Consider the following 17,243-nt stretch of genomic DNA (forward strand, 5'->3'; position numbering starts at 1 on the left):
CGGATTGGTGCTTGGACTACCCCAGAACGGGGTCTCCGAGGGACCCTCGATGGGGTCTCGCCGGCGCAAGGGCTACGCACGCCGTCAGGGATCCGGCTATATTCACTGGCACGGTCTCGCTCGCAGAAGCAAAAGCAAAAGCAAAAGCACGACCAGGAGCACGAGCAGGAGCCGGAAGAGGAAATGGGCGGGTGAGCGACACGAACGACAACGATCGGCTCGCGAACGCCGCCGACGCCACGCTCGCCTCCCGTGCCATGGACGGCGATGTCGTTGCCTTCGAGGTGCTCGCGCGGCGCCACGGACCCCTGATGCGCGTTTTCGCCGCCAAGCTGCTGGGCTCCGACATCGAATCCGACGACATCGTGCAGGAGGCATTCCTCACCGGATGGCGGAGCTTCGACGACCTCGGCGAGCCCGCCCGTGTGCGCAACTGGCTCATGCGGATCGTCTCGAACAAGGCGATCGACCGCATCCGGGTGCGGCGGGAACACGCGGATGTCGCAGACTGGGATCCGGCCGCACCGCCCTCCAGCGACCCGAGCCGGATCGTGGAGAACCGGCTCCAGCTGGACGCGGTCTGGGTTGCGCTCGATAAACTGCCCACCATCCAGCGACAGAGCTGGCTGCTGCGGGAGACCGCCGGTTTCACGTACAACGAGATCGCTGAGGCCCTCGACCTCCCCGCAGCGACCGTGCGGGGCCTCCTTGCCCGCACCCGGAAGTTCCTCCTCACCGAATTGGAGGCATGGCGATGACCGATCACGGCGACACACCCCTGCCTCACGACGCAGATGAGCTCATCGACGGTCACACGGTCGACGAGCTCGACGCGTACCTCACTGCCGGCCGCACGCCCTACGACCCGAGCATCGAGAACTCGGCCAGCTGCCTGCTGTACCTCTCCGCCCTGGAGCGTCTCCGCAACCGCTCGTGGCAGGCCCTCACGCGCGAAGCTGCCGACGGGCACGACCGCGACGAGCTGTGGATCACCGGCCTGCTCGACACCATCAAAGACGAGGTGCGCGCCGGTCGCGACATCCCGCTCCGCCACCCGGACCCGACCATCCGGTTGACGGTCACCGAGGCGGCCGTGCAGGGCCTGATCCGTGACGTGGCAGACTCTCTCGACGGTGTCATTCTCGGCCGCATCGTTCTCGTCGGCGACGTCACCCTGCCCGATGAACCTGTCGAGGTGCGGATGACCGTCGCCGCCGAGTACGGCCGGGACCTCGTTGCCCTCGCCGAGCGCTTGCGGCTCGCGGTCGCCCGTGCGCTCGACGAGCACACCGAACTCGTCATCGTCTCCATCGCGGTGACCGTCGAAGACGTGTACCGGGGGAGGGAGGAGGGCCGATGACCACCGATTCGGAGCTCGCGCGCTCTCTCACCGCTGCCGTCACGGCGATCCACGGCGTCACGGCGGTGTTCCCCGTGAGGGCGATCCGTCAGGCTGCGTCAGAGGGCATCGCCAGCGCTCTCGACATCCCGGCGCCCGACGTTGTGGTCGACGTCGCTCGCGGGGCAGACGCTGTGACGATCACCGCTCACATCGGGGCCTCGACCGGGCGGCCGACCCCGGAGACGCTCGCCGCTGCGGCCGATGCGCTCAGGGCTGCGGCCACGGCCGAAGGCGTCGAGAACAGCATGATCTTCGTCAAAGCGCGCCTGATCGCGAAACCCACGCCCCGATGACGGTGCGGATGGCCGTGACCAACGCGATCGGCTGGTCGAGCATCGGCGCGTGGCCCGTCTCGGGCAGCTGCGCGAAGAGCGCGCCGCTCGCCTCGACGATCGCGCGGGCCGACCCGTCCGTCACGCCGGTCTCGGCCCGCAGGTAGGCCAGCGGCCGGCGGAGCGCCCCGAACTGAGCCCTCAGTACCTCGCCGCCGAAGATGTTGCTGTCGAACTTCCAGCTCCAGCCGCCGGGCACCTCGGTGATGGAGTGGGTCGCGATGTGCCGGGCGACGTAGGGGAGCATCGACTGCGCCGGTACGGGGCGGAACCGTTCGATCATCCGCTCGGCGCTCTCGTACACACGCCGACGCACGGGCAGGAGGTCGTGCGACTCGATCGAGGTGAGCTCTCCCGGCGTGCCGACAGGGGAGTCGATCACGATGGCTGACCCGACGCTGGTGTCGGCGCGTGACGCGAGGTGTGTGGTGATCAGGCCGCCGAGGCTGTGCCCGACCAGGGTGAAACCGTCACCGAGGCCGGCGTGCCGCGCGACGGTGAGCACCTCTTCGCCCCAGGTCTCGACGCTGTACGTCGCGCGGTGCTCACTGTCGCCGTGGCCGGAGAGGTCGAGGGCGACGACCCTGCCATCGGTCGCGAGGAGGGGAGCGATGTGGTCCCACCAGCGGGAGTGCGCAGCGCCGCCGTGCACCAGCACTATGTTCCGCCGGCCGCGCTCACCCCAGGTGCGGTACCGGATGCTCGCACCTGCGACGCTCGTCTCGAATACTTCCGGGGCCTGGGCGAGGGCCGCCGTGAACCATCCCGGAACGGTAGTCGTCGCCTCGGTCGTTGTGCTCACTGCGTGCTCCTTCTGGCCGCTCGAATACTCGACACTTATGGTGACAAAATTGCAAAACTTGACAAACATCTGTCCGAGGCCCAGTCTAATGGAAGTTGTATTACGCCACTCTTTCGACGACGAGGCAGGGCTCTCGATGACCGATTTCCGTCTCCGCGGCTTTTCGCGGCTGCAGGCTGCCGCGCAGGACCCGATCGGCTACGCCAGGTCATGGAAGGCGCGCACCGGGCGCCCGGTGATCGGTTCGTTCCCCATGAACTTCCCCTCCGAACTCGTTCACGCGACCGGCGCCCTGCCGCTGATCGTGCAGGAGAGTCGTACGCCCATCACCGAGGGCCGGAGCCTGCTGCCGGAGTTCTACTGCAGCTACACGCGGAGCGTCGCCGACCAGGCCGCGGTCGGCGAACTCGACGTGTTCGACGCCTTCGTGCTGGCCGATCACTGCGTGCAGCTGCTCGGCGCCGCAGACGTCATCCGCTGGGCGAAGCCGGAGACGCCGATGCACTTCGCCCAGTTCATCAGCTCGATGGACGACCCGTGGAGCGGCGCCCAGGTGCGCGACAAGGTCGACGCGCTGCGGGTCGAGGTCGAGGAGATCGTAGGGGTGACGGTGACCCCCGAGGTGCTCGGGGCCAGCATCCGTCTGTTCAACTCCAACCGGCGGCTGCTGCGGGAGTTCTACGACCGGCGAAAGTCGGGGGCACTCCGCATCAGTGCGGGCGAGCTGCAGGTGCTGGTGAAGTCGAGCATGGTCATGGACATCGAAGAGCACACGAGCATCCTGAACGACATGCTAGACGGCCTCGACGTCGACAGCGCCGCCCCGGCCTCGCTGGTGCGGCTGCACCTCTCCGGCCACTTCTGCGCGCCGCCCCGGGTCGAACTGCTCGACCTGATCGAGGAGTGCGGCGTGCTGGTCGTGAACGACGATCTCTACCACGGCACCCGCTACATCTCGACGGATGTTCCCGAGACCGGCGATCCGTTCGACGCGCTGGCAACCTGGTACCTCGACCGCAACGTCTCGGCGCCCTGCGGCACCCGGGTGCAGCGGAACGTCGACTGGGACAGCTACCTCGTCGCCAGTCTCGAAGACAGCCGGGCCGACGGCGTCATCACGCTGATGGCGAAGTTCTGCGAGCCGCTGATGCTGTACTACCCGGAGCTCCGGCGGGTTCTGGATGATCGGGGCATCCCTGTGCTCCTCATCGAGACGGAGCATGAAGGGCTCGCGGCCGAGTCGGTGCGCACCCGCGTCGAGACGTTCGTGGAACGTATCAGCAGAAAGAAGGTAGCCGCATGACCCTCGAACTCCCACCCACCCGGCAGTCGCTCGACCTCTCGGCGACGAAGTTCATCACTCCCGAGAAGCCCGACAAGTCGAACCGTCTCGCCAGCACCAAGGCGGGCGGCAAGATGGTCGCCCAGTACTGGGAGAACATCTTCACGGCCAAGGAGCGCGGCAAGCACGTGGTCTGGTACAACGGCACGGCGCTGAACCCGATCTTCCAGGCGGCGGGGCTCGAATGGTGCCACGGGGAGGCGTTCTCGGCCAGGCTTGCGGCGATGCACCTCGAGGGCCCGGCCCAGGCTGCGGGCGAGGAGTACGGCTACATCGGTGAGCTCTGCTCGTACGCCCGCACCCACCTCGGCTGCGCCGTGATGACGCAGAAGGGCATCACCGAGAAACAGTCCGGCATCGTCGGCATGGTCGACCAGGACGAACTGGCCGCGAAGCTCCCCTCGCCCGACTTCTTCGTGAACGCCTACGCCGGCTGCAGCACGGGCCAGCAGTGGGACGCGATGACGTACCGCGTGTTCGGCAAGGAGTTCCCGCTCTTCAACGTCTCGCTGCCGATGATCTGGGGCAACAAAAAAGACTCCGGATACCTCCGCGGCAGTGAGTGGGAGAAGACGCCGCTGTACGTCGAGGAGCAGCTGAAGAAGCTCATCGAGTTCATCGAGTACCAGACGAAGACACCGTTCGACTGGGACGCGCTGTCAGAGAACATGTACTACATCAAGAAGGCCTCTGAGCTGCGGCTGGAGGCGATGGCGCTCTGCGCGGCCGCCCCGACTCCCGCCACCTACTGGGACTGGGTCGCCAGTATCGCGCCGATCAACTTCCTGCCCGCGAACCAGCTGCTGGTCGACTACTTCCAGGGCGTGAAGGACGAGATCGAGCAGCGCATCCGCGACAACGTCTCGGCCGTGGCGAACGAACGGTACCGGGTCTATTTCGACGGCATCATGAACTGGAACAAGCTCGGCTTCCTGACCCGCAAGTTCGCTGAGTACGACGTGGCGGTCGTCGCCGGCCGCTACACGCACGACTCGTTCTGGCAGGAACCCGACCTCATCGACCTCGACCGTCCGCTGCTCGGCATGGCCCAGCACTACCTGATCTGCCCGATCAACCACGGTCTGAAGATCATGGAGGAGCTGCTGCTGAAGCGCTGCGACGAGTACGGCATCGACGGTATCGCGTTCCATTCGACGCGCACCTGCCGCGCGATGACGAACCCGCAGCACATTCTGGCGCGCACCGCCGAGCGCGACCGCGGCATCAAGTCGTTCTTCTTCGAGGGCGATGTTGCCGACGCCTCCTTCTACAAAGACGAGTCGCTCGAGAGCGGCCTGGTCGCGATGCTCGAGTCGATCGACCAGCAGCGCTCGAAGGCGCGGGTGTGAGATGCGGGCGGTGGATGTCGCGGGCGGTGTGAGCGCGGTGGATGCCGCAGGCGCAGGCGCAGGCGCAGGCGCGGGTGCGGGCGACGGTGAGTGGTTCGTGATGGGCGTCGACCTCGGGTCGACCACGGCGAAGGCCGTCATCGTGGACAGTGGCGGCAGGATGGTCGCGTCGCGCGTCGTGCAGATGGGCGCCGTCAGCCGCGAGGGCGTGCGGGTCGCCATCGAGGCGTGCCTCGAGGATGCCCGGCTCACGCCCGCCGACATCTCGCGCACGATCAGCACAGGCTACGGCCGGCGGCTGGTGCCCTCGGCCGACAAGACCTTCACCGAGATCACCTGCCATGCCCGCGGTGCCGCTGCGCTTTCACCCGGAGTGCGCCTCGTGATCGACATCGGCGGACAGGACAGCAAGGCCATCGCCGTCGACGACGACGGCCTGGTCGACCGGTTCGCGCTGAACGACCGGTGCGCCAGCGGTACGGGCCGGTTCTTCGACGTGCTCTGCCGTGCTCTTGAAGTCGACCTCGACGAGGTGGCGGCGCTCGCGCTCGCGGGAGGAACCGACCTCGAGGTGAGCAGCATGTGCGCGACCTTCGCCGAGACGGAGGTGATCTCGTTGCTCGCGCAGGGTGCCGAGACCGCGGACATCTCGGCCTCGGTGCACCGCGCCGTCGCCGGGCGGACGCTCGGCCTGATCGCCCAGGTCGGCAAGGCCAGCCCCGTGGTGATGACCGGCGGTGTGGCGAAGAACCCGGCGCTGGTCGCGTTCCTCGAGGAGGCGCTCGGGCTTCCGCTCGAGGTGCTCGACGACCCGCAGATCGCCGGGGCGCTCGGCGCGGCCCTCATCGCGCGCGACGAGCACGCCGCGGCGCTGGCCGATGCTGCCGCTGCGCTGGCCGATGCCGCCGCCGCGCCCCTCCGGTTCGTCGCCGTCGCCGATGTCGGCCCCGAGAAGCAGGTGATCCCGGGCAACGCCGTCACGGCCCCGCACTGCGCCGACTGCGACGGCCACCTCGACTCGCACTCCCACCGCCCGGTCTCGGTCATCCTCCAGCTCGGCCCGGTCGGCCGCTGACGCCAGCAGTCAGACCGCCACCCGCCAGGCCGCCACCCGCCAGGCCGCCGCCCGGCCACGAGCCGACCGGGCGAACCGTAGGATCAGAATGTGACCACCGCAGCGAAAGCCGAGACCGCACCGCGGGAGCGCCGCGGCGGTCACGCTGAACTGGCCCGCGGAAGCTCCCGGTCGTTGCTGCTCACGGTGCTCGGCGAGCTGGTCTGGCACTCGGGCGTCCCTGCACGCACATCGTCGCTTCTGTACGTGATGAACGGGCTCGGCTTCGAGGAGAGCGCGGCCCGGCAGGCGATCATCCGCGGCGCGGACTCGGGCTGGATCGAGCCGCACCGGCACGGCCGCGAAGTGAGCTGGACCCTCAGCCCGAGCCTCGTGAAGACCTTCGAGGAGGGGTCGCTGCGGGTGGAGTCGCTCGGCGATCCCTTCGAGAACTGGGACGGTCGCTGGCTCGTGCTGCTGATCACCGTTCCGCAGGCGCTCCGCGCGAACCGCAAGCGGCTCTACAGCGACCTGGAGTGGGCCGGGTTCGGCAACCCCTCAGCCGGCGTTTGGCTGAGCCCGCACACGGAGCGGCGCGAGCAGGTGTCGGCGGTCATCCAGAGACTCGGTCTGACCGACGACACGATGTCGTTCCTCGGAGAGGCCGACAGGGTGGGCATCTCCGAACAGGACATCGTGCGCCGCGGCTGGGACCTCGACGCCGTGGCGCTCGACTACGAAGCCGCCTTCGAGGCTTTTCGCGATGTGCAGCCGAGCGACGGCGACGAGAGGCTGTTCACGCACATCCGCCTGCTGAGCGAGCTGCAGCGCTTTCCGTTCAGCGACCCCCAGCTGCCCGAGGCGCTGCTTCCCGACTGGATCGGCCGCCGCGTCACCCGCCACTTCCAGGCCCTCCGTGCGGCCTGGGCACCGGATGTGGCGGCCCGCTGGGCCGCCCTCAACGCGGCCTGACCCGCCGCGCCGCGCCGCGCGATTCAGCCGCCTGCGGAGACCGACTGCGAAGCGGCGCGTGAGACCGGCACCGCGCCCGTGGCCGGTGCGGCGGGCCGCGCCACGAGCTCGCCCGCGGCGATGCGGTCGAGCAGCACGAACTTCTGCACCTTGCCCGAGGGCGTCATCGGGTAGGCCTCGACGAAGAACCACTGGGTGGGCGTCTTGTGCGCTGAGATGCGCTCGCGGCACCACGCCTTCAGGCTTTCGGGCGTCGGCTCCGTCGACCCTGCCTTCAGTCGGATGACCGCGCCGACCTGCTCGCCCCAGCGCTCGTCGGGGATGCCCACGACGATGGCTTCGGCGACATCCGGGTGCGCGAAGAGCAGTTCCTCGATCTCCTTCGGGAACAGGTTCACCCCGCCGCGGATGATCATGTCCTTCACCCGGCCGGTGATCTTCAGGAACCCCCGGTCATCCATCGTGCCGAGGTCGCCCATGTGCAGCCAGCCGTCGGCTTCGATCGTCTCTGCTGTCTCCGACGGCATGTTGTAGTAGGCCAACATGTTCTGGTAGCCCCGGCACAGAATCTCACCCTGCTGCCCGATGGGAACGACCTCGCCCGTCTCGGTGTCGACGATCTTCACTTCGAGCTCGGGGAGCGGCTGGCCCACCGTGGTCGACTGGTCGGCCGCGGTGTCGCTGATGCGGGTCTGGCTGATGACCCCGTGCATCTCGGTCTGGCCGAACAGGATGCTGAACTGGCAGCCGAGCTCCTCGGTCACCCGCCGCACGAGAGCCTCTGAGACGGTCGCGGCTCCCGACCAGATGGTCTGCACGCTCGACAGGTCACGGGTGACGCGGTCGGGGTGTTCGAGCACGGCCAGCAGCATCGTGGGCACCATCAGCGAGTGCGTGCCGTGGTAGGTCTCGAAGAGTTCCAGTGTCAGGGCGGGGTCGAACGCCGGCATGACCACGTAGGTGCCGTGCACCGAGAGCGTCGCGAGTTCGGTGACCGCGCCACCCCCGATGTGGTACATCGGCATGCCGTTGATGCAGACGCCGCCGTCGGTCATTCCGGCGCGCTCGCCGACGAACGCCGCCTCGTTGACGATGCCCTTGTGGTGGAGGAGTGCGCCCTTCGGGAAGCCGGTGGTGCCCGACGTGTACTGGATCTGTACCGGATCCAGCGGTGCGACGACGGGGAACTCCCGGCCGGGATCGCCCGACTCGAGGAAGTCTGCCCAGTCGGAGAAGCTGATCAGCTCGCGGAGCTCGGGTGCCGCGCCGCGCACCTCGTCGATGATGGCGCGGAGGTCGCTGCCGCGGTACTCGTCGACGAAGAAGATCCCGACGGCACCCGACTGGGCTAGTACATACTCCAGCTCGTGCGCGCGGTACGCCGGGTTGATGGCGACGACGAGCATCCCGGCCATCGCGACGGCCTGCTGGAGGATCACCCAGTCGGCGGAGTTGGGAGCCCAGATGGCGATGCGGTCGCCCGGCTGGAAGCGGGCGAGCAGTCCGCGGGCCGCGCTCTCGGTGTCCCGCAGGTATTCGGCGTAGGTCCAGTGCCGGCGCGCGCCCGGATCGGGCTGGCCGTCGACCAGCGCGAGTCGGTCGGGTACGTGCGAAGTGGCCTCCCGCAGCAGCGCGGGCAGGGTCTGCTCGCGGATCCCGTCGCTCGCCTCGGAGGCCCAGCTGGAGAGAGTCAGGTTCGTGCTCAGGGCGTTCACTGTTCAGGCCTCCACGGGAAGGGACGCCAACTGGCGCAGTTCGAATTTCTTGACTTTGCCGGTCGCCGTCGTCGGCAGTTCATCGATGAAGATGATGCGCTCCGGGCATTTCGGAGGCGCGATGTGCCGCTCGTTCTGCAGATAGGCGGCCAGTTCGCCGATACTCACGCGTTCCTCGCCGGCCGGCACGATGAACGCGCAGACCTTCTCGCCCATCCGCTCGTCGGGCATCGACACCGCGGCGATGGCCTGGATGCCCGGATGGTAGGCCGCGTTCTCTTCGACCTCCCGCGCCGAGATGTTCAGCCCGCCCCGGATGATCAGGTCTTTGATGCGGCCGGTGACGCGGAGGTACCCGCCGTCGACCCGCCCGAGGTCTCCGGAGTGGAAGAAGCCATCGGGCCCGATCGCGGCGTCGGTCTTCTCGGGGTCGTTCCAGTAGCCGAGAAGCATCCCGGGGCTGCGGAAGGTGATCTCGCCCTCCTGGCCCTCGCCGAGTGCGACCCCCGCCTCGTCCCGGATTTCGAGGGTGACTCCGGATGCCGGCCGGCCGTCGGAGGTCAGGGCCTTCTCGCCCGGGTCGTCGTGCTGCATCGCGGTCACGATCAGGGCCTCGCTGTTGCCGTAGACGGGCAGTGCGAGACATCCGGGAAAAAAGGCGTGCCACTCGCGAAGCAGGGCTTCAGGGATCGGCGCCCCGGCGCTCGCCCAGACCCGCATGCTCGACACGTCGTGGGTCGGATCGGCTTTGAGCGCCGCCAACGCCATCTGCAGGAAGGGGGTGGCGCTCATGCTGACGGTCGTCTGGTACTCCGCGATCCGTCGCAGGCCGTCGTTCGGCTCCCACACGTCGACGAGGTGGATGGCCGCGCCGTACAACAACGGCAGCATGACTCCGGCAGCGAGCCCGGTGGCGTGCGTGACGGGCGTCGGCATGAACATGATGTCGTCTTCGGTGAGCTGGAAGACGTCGGTCGCGAGGCGCCGCGCTGTGAAGCTCATGGTGGCGAACGTGTGCTCGCAGCCCTTCGGCCGCGACTCGGTTCCCGAGGTGTAGATGACGGCGTGTGTGTCGTTCGAGGAGGGAAGTGGCCCGAGTTCGGCATCGGTGGGCACGTGGTCGCCGGCGATGAGGTCGTCGTAGGAGAGGGCCGACCCGGTCGTCTCTCCCCGCACGATGACGACATTCTCGAGGGCGGGAGTGGTGGCGCGGATATCCTCGATCATCGTCTGGTAGTCGAAGTGCCGGAAGTTCGCCGTGACGATCGACATCTTCGCGCCGGAGTTGTCGATGACGAACTTCACCTCGTCACCCCGGTAGACCGGCATGGTCGGTACCAGCACCGCGCCGAGCCGGGCGAGCGCGAGGTAGATGACGACGAACTCGTTCCAGTTCGGCAGTTGCACCTGCACGCGGTCGCCGTGGGAGATGCCGAGCTTCTTCAGCGAGAGCGCCAGGCGGCGGGACTGGTCGTGCAGTTCTCCGCGCGTCAGCGTGCTGTTGCGATCGGTGAGGGCGATGCGATCGGGCCCGTTCGTCGCCAGCTCATCGAGGTGGGAGGCGAGGCTGCCGGTGTCCCACTGCCCCGTGCGTTCGAAGTCGTCCACCTGCTCGGCCGTATAGCGGGTGTGCTTCTGAGTCGTGTTGTCTGTTGTCGTCATCGACCTGACCTGAGCCTTTCGTGAGGTGACAGCATTGTGCCTCGAGGGAAGAATAGCGCTTTGGTCAAACCATTGCAATGGTTTACCTTTTCTACACGATGTCGAGAACGACCTTCCCGATCGCCGTACCGCTCTCGAGGTGGGCGTGGGCTTCGGATGCTGCGTCCAGGGGGAAGACGCGATCGACGGGTGGAGGCGCGGCGGCCGTGCGGTCGAGCAGCGACAGGAGCCCCGCGAAGTCCTGCGGGCTACCCATCGAGGTGCCGATGATCTCGTGCTGTGCGAAGTAGAAGGGACGCACGGCGATGGTCGCGACATCCGAGCGCGAGGCGCCCAGGGTGACCAATCGGCCGCCGAGGCGGAGGGCGCGCAAGGACTCGGCCCAGGTGCCGACCGAGTCGAGCACCAGGTCGAACCCCCGGGCATCCGGCGTCAGCTTCCTGGCCTCCTCCGGCCAGGCCGGGTCGGAGTACAGCACCCCGTCGTCGGCGCCGGCCGAGACCGCCCGGGCGATCTTCTCCTCCGACGACGACGTGACGCTCACGTGCGCGCCGATGGCCGCGGCGAGCGAGACGGCCATGGTCGCGACCCCGCCGCCGGCACCCAGCACGAGCAGGTGCTCGCCCGCCTGCAGCCGCCCCCGGCTGAACAGTGCGCGGAACACGGTGACGCCGACGAGAGGCAGCGCCGCCGCCTCGTGCCAGCTGAGGCCGGGGGGCTTCGGCACCAGGCAGTCCTCCGGAACCGAGACGAACTCGGCATAGGTGCCGTGCTGGTGGTCGCCGAGGATCTGCCAGTCGGCCGCCGGTGCGTTCTCGCGCCGACCCCAGTGGAGCGACGGCAGGATCATGACCTCCTCGCCGGTGTCGACGCGGATGCCGGCACCGTCGGCGCCGGGCACGTGGGGGAGCGGCGAGGCGTACTGCCCGCGGCGCACGAGCACGTCGTGCCAGTTCAGCGCGGCGCACGTCAGGCGAACATCCACCCACCCCGGCTGCGGCAGCGGACGTGCCACCTCGCGCAGCTGCAGAACCTCGGGGCCGCCGAACTCGGTCAGCACCGCAGCGCGCATGGTCCCGGTCACACGCTGCGCTGCCCTTTGCTGGCTTCGGATGCGGCGGTGCTGGCCGCTTTCACATCGGCCCAGTCCTGGTCGGAGAGCGAGGTGAGACCCGCGAATGTGGCGGGTCCCGCGAGGCGCTGGCCGCCATCCATCGCGATGGTCTCGCCGGTGAGGTAGTCGCAGGCGTCGGAGAGCAGGAAGATCGTGAGCGCCGCGAGTTCCTCGATCGTGCCGACCCTCTTCATCGGCACGTCGTCGGGCTGGGTCGCGCCGATCGCGCTCGAACCGGTGGGGCTCAGCATCTCCCAGGCGTAGTCGGTGGGGATCGGGCCGGGGGCGAGCGCGTTCAGCCGGATGCCGTAGCGCGCCCATTCGACGGCGAGCGACATCGTCATGGCGTGCACAGCGGCCTTCGCCATGGCGGAGGGCACGACGAACGCCGATCCGGTCCACACCCAGGTGGTGAGCGTCGAGAGCACGGAGCCCGGGAGTCCCTCGGCGATCCAGCGCTTGCCTGCGGCGTGGGTGGTGTTGAACGATCCGTTCATCACGGTGGAGCTGACCGCCTCGAAGGCGCGGGCGCTGAGGCTCGCGGTCGGGGCGATGAAGTTGCCGGCCGCGTTGTTGATCACGCTGGTGAGCGGACCGTGCTCCGACCAGATGGAGCTCATCGCCTCGTCGACGAGCTCGGCCTTCCGAACATCCACCGCCTGGCAGAAGACGAGGCCGTCCCGGCCTCCGGATGCCTCGGCGGCCGACTCCTCGAGCACAGCCAGCCGGCGCCCCCAGAGGTGCACCTCGGCACCGTGATCGACGAGGTGGCGGGCGACGCCCCGGCCGAGCCCCGTGCCGCCTCCGGTGATCAGGATGCGCTTGCCCGCGAGAACGTCGGGGGCGAAGATGGATTTTCGTGCAGGGCTCATTCGTGGCACACCTTCGGGCTCAAGTTGGACATACCATATCAAAGGACCGACCTTTTAGGCCAGCGTTCTGGCTCCGGCCCGGCACAATGGAGGTATGCAGCCGTCTGACCTCATGCCCCAGCCCCACGATGATCTCGAACGCCGGCGGGCTGCCGCGCTCGACCTGGCTGAGGCGCTGAGGCAGGCGAACAGTGCCGCGGTGAGCACGGAGGCGACCGTCGAACAGCTCGAGAGGGCCGCCCTCATCGTGCGGGACGCCACGGCGGCCCTCGGGCAGTCGGTCCGGCCCCTCACGCGGGTCTCCGAGTTCGACGGGTTCCCCAGCAGCTCCCGGTTCTTCAGCCCGGTCAGCGGACCCGGCAGCCCGCTCTCGCCGCCTCTCTCCATTCGGGCGACGGCCGAGGGCGTCGAAGCGAACCGGTCGTTCGACCGGCGTTTCGAGGGCCCGCCCGGCCTCCTGCACGGCGGGATCTCTGCCCTCCTCTTCGACGAACTGATGGGGGTGGCCGTTCTGCAGGCGGGCCACTGGGCCATGACCGGCCAGCTCTCGCTCGACTACCGCCGCGCGCTGCCCCTCGACACCGACCTCACGATGACCGTCGCGGTGACCTCTGTCGAGGGTCGCAAGATCCGGGTCGGCGGAAGCATCGTCGTCTCCTCCGAACCCGACACGGTCTTCGTCACGGCGACCGCGCTCTTCATCAAGCCGCGGGAGTCGACGCTCGAGAGGTATTTTGGTCAAATGGTTTAATGGCCCTTCCATTTACGCGGGTTCGGGAGTTACCCTCATCGTGACCACTCGGGCAACGATGCCCAGGGTGGAGAACTGGAGACCGACAATGTCGTTTGAAACTCCCACCATCGAGTTGCTCGAACCCCGGCATGTGCCGAAAGACGAACTCGAACGAATCCTGGATCTGCAGCGCGCCGCCTTCCTCGCCGAGGGATTCGTCTCCGCCGCCGTGCGCCGCGACCGGGTCAGCCGGGTCGCGCTCACCATCCTCGACAACATCGACGCGATCTCGGACGCGGTGAGCCTCGACTACGGCTACCGGCCTGCGCAGCTCACCAAGGCCTTCGAGGCGACCTCCTGGCTGCCCGATGTGTTCGCGAACTTCGCGAAGCTCGACGACTGGATGAAGGACACCGAGGTTCCGGGCGGCTTCATCCAGCAGAAGCCGAAGGGCGTCGTCGGCGTCATCGGGGCCTGGAACTTTCCGATCATCCTCTCGTTCGAACCGGCCATGGCGGCGCTCCTCGCCGGCAACCGGGTGATGCTGAACTTCTCGGAGTTCCACGTGCGCACGGGCCAGCTGCTCGCAAAGCTCTTCGCCGAGAAGATCGACGAATCGGAGTTCGCCATCGTCACCGGGGATCTCGCCACGGCCCGATCCTTTGCCGAACTGCGCTTCGACCACCTGATGTTCACGGGTTCGCCCGGCGTCGGCAGCCTCGTGGCGCAGGCGGCCGCGAAGAACCTGGTTCCGGTCACCCTCGAGCTCGGCGGCAAGAACCCCGTCGTGATCTCGCACAGTGCCGACCTCGAGCTCGCCGCGCACCGCATCGCGGGCACGCGAGCGCTGAACAGCGGACAGATCTGCCTCTGCCCCGACTACGTGTTCGTACCGCGTGACCAGAAAGACGAACTCGTCGAGGGACTCCGCAAGGAGTTCGCGGCCCTCTATCCCGACTTCCTCGAGAACCCGGGCGTGGTCGCCATCGTGAACGACCGCAACTACGACCGTGTCGTCGGGCTCATCGACGACGCCGTCGACAAGGGTGCGACGAAGATCGTCGTGGCGCCGGAGAGCGAGCTCGGTTCGCTGCCGAACCGCGAATCCCGTCGCATCGCCCCGACCATCCTGCTCGACGTGCCCGATGAAGCGCGCATCTCGGGTGAGGAGATCTTCGGTCCGGTGCTGCCGGTGTACGTCTACGACGACATCGCCGAGGTCTCGCAGTATGTCGCTTCGCGCCCGACTCCGCTCGGCGCGTACTGGTACGGCGAAGACGACGACGAGTTCCGCGGCTTCCTGAACACCACGTCAAGCGGCGGCGTGACGCGCAACGACGGCATCACGCACGCTCTGCTGCTGGATGCGCCGTTCGGTGGGGCGGGCAACTCGGGCTCGGGTTCGTACCACAGCAAAGACGGCTTCGACACGTTCACCCACCGTCGCACGGTCTCGAACGTGACGGCCGAACGCGGTGTCTCCGACGGCCTCATCGGGCGTGCGCTCGACGACGAGCAGTTCAAGGGGATGATCGACCAGGTCATCTCCGATTCGGCCGACGCCTTCCGATCGAACCTTCTCTGAACGCGACGGGGAAAAGGAAGAACATCATGGAGACAACTGCAGCAGTCGTCCGCGCCGTCGACGGCGACCTCGAGTTCGAGACGGTGACGCTCGACGGTCCCCGCGCCGACGAGATCCTCGTCGAGCTCGTGGCCGTCGGGGTGTGCCACACCGACCTCGCCACCATCGCCGGTGCTCTGCCGTTCCCGATGCCCGGAATCCTCGGGCATGAGGGCAGCGGCATCGTGCGGGAGGTCGGTTCAGCCGTGACCAAGGTGAAGCCGGGCGACCGGGTGGCCGTGAGTTTCGCGAGCTGCGGTGAGTGCGCGGCGTGCCTCGCCGGAGAGCCCGCGTACTGCCACAGCTTCATGGCACTGAACTACGCGGGTATGCGGCCCGATGGATCGTCGGTCGCGTCGGACGCAGACGGGACGGTCGGAAGCAGCTTCTTCGGCCAGTCGACGTTCGCGCGGCACGCCATCACGAAGGAGCGGAACGTCGTTCTCGTGCCGGAGGAGTTCCCGCTCGAACTGGCGGGGCCGCTCGGCTGCGGCATCCAGACCGGGGCCGGAGCCGTCATGCGGAGCTTCGCGGCGCCCGCGGGTTCGTCGATCGTCGTGCTGGGCGGCGGGTCTGTCGGGCTCTCCGCTGTGCTGGGTGCGGTCGTGCAGGGCTGCAGCACGATCATCGTGGTGGAGCCGGTCGAGTCGCGGCGACAGCTTGCGTTGTCGATCGGAGCGACGCACGCGATCGATCCGGCTGCAGGCCCGGTGGAGGAGCAGGTGCGGGCCATCGAGGCGAATGGCGTCAACTTCGCGTTCGACACCACGGGCATCCCCGCGGTGCTCAGCTCTGCACTGAACGCGCTGGCGCCGCAGGGCACCCTGGGACTGGTCGCGATCCCGGCTGACCCGACCTCGGTGCTGTCGCTGCCGCTCATCCAGTCGATCATCCTGGGCGTCACGGTGAAGGGCATCGTCGAGGGCGACAGCGACCCCGACGTGTTCATCCCCGAACTGATGGCGCTGCACCTCGCGGGGAAGTTCCCGTTCGACAAGCTCATCACGAAGATGCCGTTCGACCAGATCAACGAGGGCATCGAGGCGCAGCACAATGGGTCGGCCATCAAGGTCGTTCTCGTCCACTAGCGGTCTGAGGGGACCCCTATCGCTCCACCTGCCCATTTGGGAGAGCGATAGGGGTCCCTTCGTCTGTTGTGGGGCGCGTCAGCCGAGCCAGTCCGTGAGGATGTCTGCCGCGTGCTCGCCGGGGCGGGGCGGGAGGGTGCGCCGGGCGGCGGGGGTGCGTCCGAGCAGCGGGGCGGGAGCGGGCTGGTGGAGACCGCCCTCCTGCTCGAAGCCTCCGCGCGCAACGACCTGCGGGTCGGCGCGCGCCTCCTCGAGCGTCAGCACAGGGGTCAGGCACGCGTTCGTGCCTTCCGCCGCGGCAACCCATTCGTCCCGGGTGCGGAGCGCCACGATGGCTGCGAACCGCTTCTTCAGGGCGAACCAGCTCTGGCGGTCATCCTGGGCGGGAACTGTGGCCGGATCGACCCCGAGCACCGCGAGCAACTCCGCGTAGAACGCCGGCTCGAGGGCGCCGACCGAGATCCACTGGCGATCGGCCGTCTCGTAGACCGCGTAGAAGGGGGCGCCGCCGTCGACGAGGTTGTCTTCGCGATCGGAGCTCCAGCCGCCCGTCTGGCGGTAGCCGTGGAACGCTGTCGCCAGCAGGGTCGCACCGCCGAGGATCGAGGCGTCGATCACCTGCCCGCTGCCTGACCGTTCGCGCTCCCAGAGGGCGGCCATGATGCCGAATGCCAGGAAGGTGCCGCCCCCGCCGAAGTCGCCGAGGAGGGCGAGCGGGATGGTCGGGGGTGCACCCTTCGCGCCGATCAGGCTGAGCGTGCCCGATATCGACAGGTAGTTGATGTCGTGCCCCACACGGCCGGCGTACGGTCCCGTCTGGCCCCAGCCGGTCATCCGGGCGTAGACCAGACGGGGATTGTCGGCCATCAGAACCTCGGGTCCCAGCCCCAGGCGCTCCATGACGCCCGGGCGGTTACCCTCGACCAGCACGTCGGCCGCGCCAGCCAGCCGCCGGGCCGTCTCGCGGTCTTCGTCGGTCTTCAGGTCGAGCGCGATCGAGCGGCGGTTGCGGTGCAGCAGCTCCTCCCGCGCGTCTCCGGCCGGGGTGACGGAGGCGAATGCTCCTCGGCGGTCGACGCGTACGACGTCGGCGCCGTGGTCGGCGAGCATCATCACCCCGAACGGCGCCGGCCCGATCGAACCGAACTCGAGCACTTTCAGGCCGTGCAGGGCCCCGGTCAT

Annotated in this window: 16 protein-coding genes; 10 read left to right on the plus strand and 6 right to left on the minus strand. The window is 68.2% G+C overall.

Annotation, left to right across the window (positions count from 1 at the left end; all coding sequences use genetic code 11):
* Positions 1 to 191: 191 nt before the first annotated feature.
* From FB464_RS17725 to FB464_RS17735, 3 genes are read left to right on the plus strand one after another with little or no spacing between them, the layout of a single operon-like run.
* Positions 192 to 758, plus strand: coding sequence for an RNA polymerase sigma factor (locus tag FB464_RS17725; protein ID WP_246093126.1), 567 nt, complete (start codon positions 192 to 194; stop codon positions 756 to 758).
* Positions 755 to 1,360, plus strand: coding sequence for an Asp23/Gls24 family envelope stress response protein (locus FB464_RS17730; RefSeq protein ID WP_147306539.1), 606 nt, complete (start codon positions 755 to 757; stop codon positions 1,358 to 1,360). Before FB464_RS17725 ends, FB464_RS17730 begins: the two co-directional genes overlap by 4 nt.
* Positions 1,357 to 1,695 carry a hypothetical protein gene (locus FB464_RS17735; RefSeq protein WP_116415849.1) on the plus strand — a complete coding sequence of 113 codons (339 nt, stop codon included), beginning with the start codon at positions 1,357 to 1,359 and terminating at the stop codon, positions 1,693 to 1,695. The genes FB464_RS17730 and FB464_RS17735 overlap by 4 nt, the downstream gene beginning before the upstream one ends.
* Here the strand turns inward: FB464_RS17735 and FB464_RS17740 are convergent.
* On the minus strand, positions 1,658 to 2,536 hold the full coding sequence (locus FB464_RS17740; protein ID WP_170151982.1) for an alpha/beta fold hydrolase: 879 nt from the start codon (positions 2,534 to 2,536) through the stop codon (positions 1,658 to 1,660). The genes FB464_RS17735 and FB464_RS17740 overlap by 38 nt on opposite strands.
* Before the next feature lie 136 nt (positions 2,537 to 2,672).
* Here FB464_RS17740 and FB464_RS17745 point away from each other — a divergent pair, with 136 nt between their 5' ends.
* From FB464_RS17745 to FB464_RS17760, 4 genes are all read left to right on the plus strand, one after another.
* The gene (locus FB464_RS17745; protein WP_211327413.1) at positions 2,673 to 3,839 is read left to right on the plus strand and encodes a 2-hydroxyacyl-CoA dehydratase subunit D; all 1,167 of its coding nucleotides are present in this window, start codon (positions 2,673 to 2,675) and stop codon (positions 3,837 to 3,839) included.
* Positions 3,836 to 5,227, plus strand: a complete 1,392-nt coding sequence (locus FB464_RS17750) for a 2-hydroxyacyl-CoA dehydratase subunit D (RefSeq protein WP_116415847.1) — start codon at positions 3,836 to 3,838, stop codon at positions 5,225 to 5,227. The genes FB464_RS17745 and FB464_RS17750 overlap by 4 nt, the downstream gene beginning before the upstream one ends.
* A 10-nt stretch (positions 5,228 to 5,237) precedes the next feature.
* Complete coding sequence (locus FB464_RS17755) at positions 5,238 to 6,302, plus strand: acyl-CoA dehydratase activase (RefSeq protein WP_211327412.1); 1,065 nt, start codon at positions 5,238 to 5,240, stop codon at positions 6,300 to 6,302.
* 90 nt (positions 6,303 to 6,392) lie between these two features.
* Positions 6,393 to 7,253: a PaaX family transcriptional regulator gene (locus FB464_RS17760; protein ID WP_116415846.1), complete on the plus strand. Its 861-nt coding sequence runs from the start codon at positions 6,393 to 6,395 to the stop codon at positions 7,251 to 7,253.
* Positions 7,254 to 7,276: 23 nt separating this feature from the next.
* Here the strand turns inward: FB464_RS17760 and FB464_RS17765 are convergent, their stop codons facing one another.
* From FB464_RS17765 to FB464_RS17780, 4 genes are all read right to left on the minus strand, one after another.
* Positions 7,277 to 8,968: an AMP-binding protein gene (locus tag FB464_RS17765; protein WP_211327411.1), complete on the minus strand. Its 1,692-nt coding sequence runs from the start codon at positions 8,966 to 8,968 to the stop codon at positions 7,277 to 7,279.
* A gap of 3 nt (positions 8,969 to 8,971) precedes the next feature.
* Positions 8,972 to 10,630 (minus strand): AMP-binding protein, encoded by a 1,659-nt coding sequence (locus FB464_RS17770; RefSeq protein WP_116415845.1) that lies wholly within the window; start codon positions 10,628 to 10,630, stop codon positions 8,972 to 8,974.
* Between the two features lie 91 nt (positions 10,631 to 10,721).
* Positions 10,722 to 11,714 (minus strand): quinone oxidoreductase family protein, encoded by a 993-nt coding sequence (locus tag FB464_RS17775; protein WP_211327410.1) that lies wholly within the window; start codon positions 11,712 to 11,714, stop codon positions 10,722 to 10,724.
* Positions 11,711 to 12,616, minus strand: coding sequence for an SDR family oxidoreductase (locus tag FB464_RS17780; RefSeq protein WP_116415844.1), 906 nt, complete (start codon positions 12,614 to 12,616; stop codon positions 11,711 to 11,713). Before FB464_RS17780 ends, FB464_RS17775 begins: the two co-directional genes overlap by 4 nt.
* A 94-nt stretch (positions 12,617 to 12,710) precedes the next feature.
* On the opposite strand from FB464_RS17780, the gene FB464_RS17785 reads away from it, so the two are divergent.
* From FB464_RS17785 to FB464_RS17795, 3 genes are all read left to right on the plus strand, one after another.
* On the plus strand, positions 12,711 to 13,367 hold the full coding sequence (locus tag FB464_RS17785) for a PaaI family thioesterase (RefSeq protein ID WP_116415843.1): 657 nt from the start codon (positions 12,711 to 12,713) through the stop codon (positions 13,365 to 13,367).
* Between the two features lie 88 nt (positions 13,368 to 13,455).
* Positions 13,456 to 14,934 carry an aldehyde dehydrogenase family protein gene (locus FB464_RS17790; RefSeq protein WP_170151981.1) on the plus strand — a complete coding sequence of 493 codons (1,479 nt, stop codon included), beginning with the start codon at positions 13,456 to 13,458 and terminating at the stop codon, positions 14,932 to 14,934.
* A gap of 26 nt (positions 14,935 to 14,960) precedes the next feature.
* Positions 14,961 to 16,061: an NAD(P)-dependent alcohol dehydrogenase gene (locus FB464_RS17795; protein ID WP_116415841.1), complete on the plus strand. Its 1,101-nt coding sequence runs from the start codon at positions 14,961 to 14,963 to the stop codon at positions 16,059 to 16,061.
* A 78-nt stretch (positions 16,062 to 16,139) separates the two neighbouring features.
* Here the strand turns inward: FB464_RS17795 and FB464_RS17800 are convergent, their stop codons facing one another.
* Entirely contained in the window at positions 16,140 to 17,243 is a 1,104-nt protein-coding gene (locus FB464_RS17800; RefSeq protein ID WP_116415840.1) for a CaiB/BaiF CoA transferase family protein, read from the minus strand.

This window comes from Subtercola boreus (assembly GCF_006716115.1).
In the GTDB taxonomy this organism is placed as follows: domain Bacteria; phylum Actinomycetota; class Actinomycetes; order Actinomycetales; family Microbacteriaceae; genus Subtercola; species Subtercola boreus.

Coding starts and splice junctions, on each gene's coding strand:
- FB464_RS17730 (WP_147306539.1), top strand. CDS start 755: ATGACCGATCACGGCGACACACCCCTGCCTCACGACGCAGATGAGCTC.
- FB464_RS17735 (WP_116415849.1), top strand. CDS start 1,357: ATGACCACCGATTCGGAGCTCGCGCGCTCTCTCACCGCTGCCGTCACG.
- FB464_RS17745 (WP_211327413.1), top strand. CDS start 2,673: ATGACCGATTTCCGTCTCCGCGGCTTTTCGCGGCTGCAGGCTGCCGCG.
- FB464_RS17750 (WP_116415847.1), top strand. CDS start 3,836: ATGACCCTCGAACTCCCACCCACCCGGCAGTCGCTCGACCTCTCGGCG.
- FB464_RS17770 (WP_116415845.1), bottom strand. CDS start 10,630: ATGACGACAACAGACAACACGACTCAGAAGCACACCCGCTATACGGCC.
- FB464_RS17780 (WP_116415844.1), bottom strand. CDS start 12,616: ATGAGCCCTGCACGAAAATCCATCTTCGCCCCCGACGTTCTCGCGGGC.
- FB464_RS17785 (WP_116415843.1), top strand. CDS start 12,711: ATGCAGCCGTCTGACCTCATGCCCCAGCCCCACGATGATCTCGAACGC.
- FB464_RS17790 (WP_170151981.1), top strand. CDS start 13,456: ATGTCGTTTGAAACTCCCACCATCGAGTTGCTCGAACCCCGGCATGTG.
- FB464_RS17795 (WP_116415841.1), top strand. CDS start 14,961: ATGGAGACAACTGCAGCAGTCGTCCGCGCCGTCGACGGCGACCTCGAG.
- FB464_RS17800 (WP_116415840.1), bottom strand. CDS start 17,243: ATGACCGGGGCCCTGCACGGCCTGAAAGTGCTCGAGTTCGGTTCGATC.